This is a genomic window from Streptomyces sp. NPDC041784 (genome assembly GCF_055591025.1).
In genome coordinates this window covers 1-3,764 of sequence record NZ_JBVJAB010000048.1, presented here as the reverse complement: position 1 = coordinate 3,764, position 3,764 = coordinate 1, and the positions used below count along the sequence as shown (strand labels likewise).

The 3,764-nt window shown below is 66.2% G+C and carries 3 protein-coding genes and 1 pseudogene; all 4 read left to right on the top strand.

Annotated features, from left to right (window positions below; all coding sequences use genetic code 11):
- Positions 1-121 precede the first annotated feature (121 nt).
- The gene (locus ACZ6D7_RS44290; RefSeq protein WP_469503845.1) at positions 122-460 is read left to right on the top strand and encodes a MerR family transcriptional regulator; all 339 of its coding nucleotides are present in this window, start codon (positions 122-124) and stop codon (positions 458-460) included.
- Positions 461-692: 232 nt separating this feature from the next.
- A complete protein-coding gene (locus tag ACZ6D7_RS44285) occupies positions 693-1,052 on the top strand; it encodes a hypothetical protein (protein ID WP_469503842.1) in 360 nt (119 codons plus the stop codon).
- Positions 1,053-1,249: 197 nt separating this feature from the next.
- The gene (locus tag ACZ6D7_RS44280) at positions 1,250-1,840 is read left to right on the top strand and encodes an SMI1/KNR4 family protein (protein WP_469503840.1); all 591 of its coding nucleotides are present in this window, start codon (positions 1,250-1,252) and stop codon (positions 1,838-1,840) included.
- A gap of 563 nt (positions 1,841-2,403) precedes the next feature.
- A pseudogene (locus ACZ6D7_RS44275) lies at positions 2,404-3,515 on the top strand (NF041680 family putative transposase); the annotation flags it as partial.
- Between the last annotated feature and the right edge of the window lie 249 nt (positions 3,516-3,764).

The window sequence follows — 3,764 nt, the reverse complement described above, 5'->3', positions numbered from 1 at the left end:
GGGGGGGGAAAAAAAAAGGACTCCCTCTTGTTCGGTGTCGGTAGGTGGGGGAGCGTTTCTTTGTGTTTTTTTTTCCTGTCCGCCCCCAGTCCCCCTCGACGCGTTCCACAGAGAGGTGCAGATGACAGCAGACGACTCGTTCGGCCGTATCGACGACGAGGACTACCCCGCCTACACGATGGGCCGCGCCGCCGAACTCCTCGGCACCACCCAGGGCTTCCTCCGCGCCATCGGCGAAGCCCGCCTCATCACCCCGCTCCGCTCCGAAGGCGGACACCGCCGCTACTCCCGCTACCAGCTGCGCATCGCCGCCCGCGCCCGGGAACTCGTCGACCGCGGGACCCCCATCGAGGCCGCCTGCCGCATCATCGTCCTGGAAGACCAGCTCGAAGAAGCCCAGCGCATCAACGCCGAATACCGCCGCACCGCCCAATCGGCGGACCCGACGGCCACGGCCTGAAACGGCTATGCCTTGAGGGCTCCCCCCGGGGGCTTCGCGGCTGCCGCCCACGCATGCTGCCCGGAACGCAGGCGTTCCGGGCCACTTCGTCTTTTGCGGACACCAAACAGCGACCGTCGCGCCGGCTGCGGCACAGCACCCTGTCCGGGACAATAGGCGAGCCGGATTTCCGGCAGTTCCGGACGGTGTCCGCGGCGAGTCGCCGACAAGGGTGGTGAAGGCGCCGAGCGGTATGAACAGCCAGGCTGAACGGTGGACCTTCCTGACCAGCCATGCACGGGTACTGCTGACCCTTGCCGGCGACCCGACCGCACGGCTACGGGACATCGCCGCACCATGCCGGATCACCGAACGCACTGTCCTGGCCATCGGGACCGACCTTGAACAGGCCGCCTACCTGCATCGGGAACGCATCGGGCGACGCAATCAGTACACCTTCACCTGGACGGATCGTTCCGGCACCCAGCGGAGGCCGACATGCGCGTCCGCGCCCTCTTGGAACTCTTCACCGGCCGCGAAGAAGGCGCCGCACCACACCCGCCGCGCAAAGCACTGCCGCCACAAGGAGGACCAAGGCACAGCCCCTGCCTGACTGACGCCTGCACAGGCCGTCCAGTGTGCGGCCGACCAGCACGAACGACGCACGGCCACACTTGGCCAATGGCATGCCCGCTTCAGGAACAGGCACTGAACTTGTTCTTTATCTTCCAGCCCGCCCAAGCACATGAGAAGCGCCATTAACCTGCACCTCTCAGCCTGCTGCTGACCCCGGGTGAGATGCTTTAGCTCATGATCCAGCCGCCTCTGATCGGCATCACGCCGGTGATTCCGCCCGTTGCCGCCTCCTGGCAGCGCATCGACACATGGCTGGCCCGGCATGCGCCCGCTCGACTCGCAGAGCTTGCTCCTCCGGCTTCGCCAGATGACGTCGACCAGCTTGAAGTCGCGTTGGGCGTACGTCTTCCCACCGACCTGCGCGCGTCACTGCTGTGCCACGACGGGGATTCGTCCTATCTCGGCATATTGCCGTGCGGCTCGCTGTACTCCGCGGATGCAATCGCCGACGTGAGACAGAGGCGCATGAATATCTGGGAGGGCGAGGACGACCCAGACGAGCAGGAGACCCCTTGGTGGGGAACGCAGTGGATCCCCTTCGCCGGTGGCGATGGCGATGAGCACTTCATCGACGCGGGCCCGGGCTTGTGGCATGACCATCTCGGTCGCGCACCGCATGCCGACTATGCCTACTTCCTGGGGTGGCCGAGCCTTGGAACCTGGCTCCACGAGGTGGCCGAGGCCATGGAACACCACGATCGGACCGACTGGCTCGACTCCGTCGCCCATCCCTCCGTAGACGAGGACGGAGAGATCGACTGGTGAGTCGAGGGACGCGCTGTTGAGTCCGGTGGGGAGCGTACTCGCCACGGCATGTTTGGATCGATGTGACATCCGGCATCGAACGACGTCTCGCACTAGGTCGCTCACCTGGGCATTCGCCGGACACTGGGCGGCCTTCGTCTGATCATGTGCTCCGACTAAGGTGCACGTGACTACGACGAAGGCCGTGAGGGTGAGTCTGCTGGCTGATGCTGTCCGGAGGGAAGCGTTCGCGGAGGCGTCACGCTTCCCTACGTTGTTCTGCGGGACGCGGTGAGCCCTTCGTATGGTTGACCCGCCCAGGGGCGTCGGGTGTGGCTTTCACGCTTCTGCCGCTTGTGGCTTGCCCGGATTGGCCGCCCGACGCCCCACGACGACTCGGCTGCCAATTAGGAATTGCGAATGATCGCTCCGTAGGGAATCGACAGCGAGGTCGTCCGTCGGGAGGCATCAGCAGCACACCGCACGGAGGCACCACATGGCCGCGATCTGGGCCGGCATCGATGCCGGCAAGACTCACCACCACTGCGTCGCAATCGACGAGGGCGGCCGTCGGCTGCTGTCGCGACGCGCCATGCTCGGCGGACAGGCTGTTCTGCCACGTCTACGGGCGGGCGAAGTCTGCGTCGCAGTTCATCCCGGGCTGGCCGTACTCCTTAGTCGCCGTCCTGGAGCCCGGCGCCACGTCGTGGACCGGGATCCTGGACGTGGTCCGCCTCGGGCCCGAGGACGACGCAACCGCGGCCACCGCCGCCCAGCTGAGGGCAGTGGCAGACGGCTCATCGCAGCCGGCCAGTGGACGCCCGGAGACCCGGACATCACGATCGTCATGGACGCCGGCTACGACGTCACCCGTCTGGCCTGGGTGCTGCGGGATCTCCCTGTCGAGTTGGTCGGGCGGATATGCAGCGACCGGGTGATGCGTCTGCCGAAACCACGGAGGATGCACGGCGTCAACGGTCGGCCGCCCAAGCACGGGCCGGAGTTCCGCTTCGCCAAGCCCGAGACTTGGCCCGAACCGGCGATCACCACGACCACCGACACGGTGAACTACGGAAAGGCCGAAGCCCAGGCGTGGAACCGGGTCCACCCGAGACTGACCCACCGCTCGGCCTGGCTGGAGCACGATGGGGAACTCCCCATCGTCGAAGGCAGCCTGGTCCGGTTGAAAGTCGAGCACCTCTCGAAGGAACGAGAGGCCCCGCCGGTGTGGTTGTGGTCCTCGAAGACCGGCGCCGCCCCGGCGGACGTGGACCTGTGGTGGCAGGTGTTCCTCAGGAGATTCGATCTGGAGCACACGTTCCGTTTCGGGAAACAGACGCTCGGCTGGACCACCCCGAAGGTTCGTACTCCCGAGGCGGCGGACCGCTGGACCTGGCTCCTGGTCGTCGCCCACACCCAACTTCGCCTCGCCCGGCCGCTGGCCACCGATCTGCGCCGGCCCTGGGAGAAGCCGGCCAAGCCCGACAGCCTCACCCCGGCCCGGGTCCGCCGCGGGTTCAGGAACATCCGCGCCCACCTGCTCTGCCCGGCCCGTGTTCCTCAACCGACCGGAACCGGGCCCGGACGCCCCCTCGGCTCGAAGAACCGGCGACCCGCCACCCGCTACGACGTCGGCAAAACCGTCAAACGCCCCGAGACCCTCAAAGCCATCGGCAAACCTGGCAGATCTTGGTAGATAAAGAACAAGCTGAACTTGAGATTTAACCTCCACGCCGTGGACCCGCAGTGTGGTTGTGCAGGTCAGTCGCTGTCGTGCAAGTGCCGCCGAGCTGCGCAACGGGTTTGGGAACCGCGGGTTGGCGGGCCGGTGTCTGGCAGGTGTTCCTTAACCTCGCGCTTTCACGAAGCAGGCTGTCCGAGGGCTGATCAGAAAACGGAAAGTGCTCTTGACCTGCAACGATGGGACTTACTGAGGGTCCTCTCG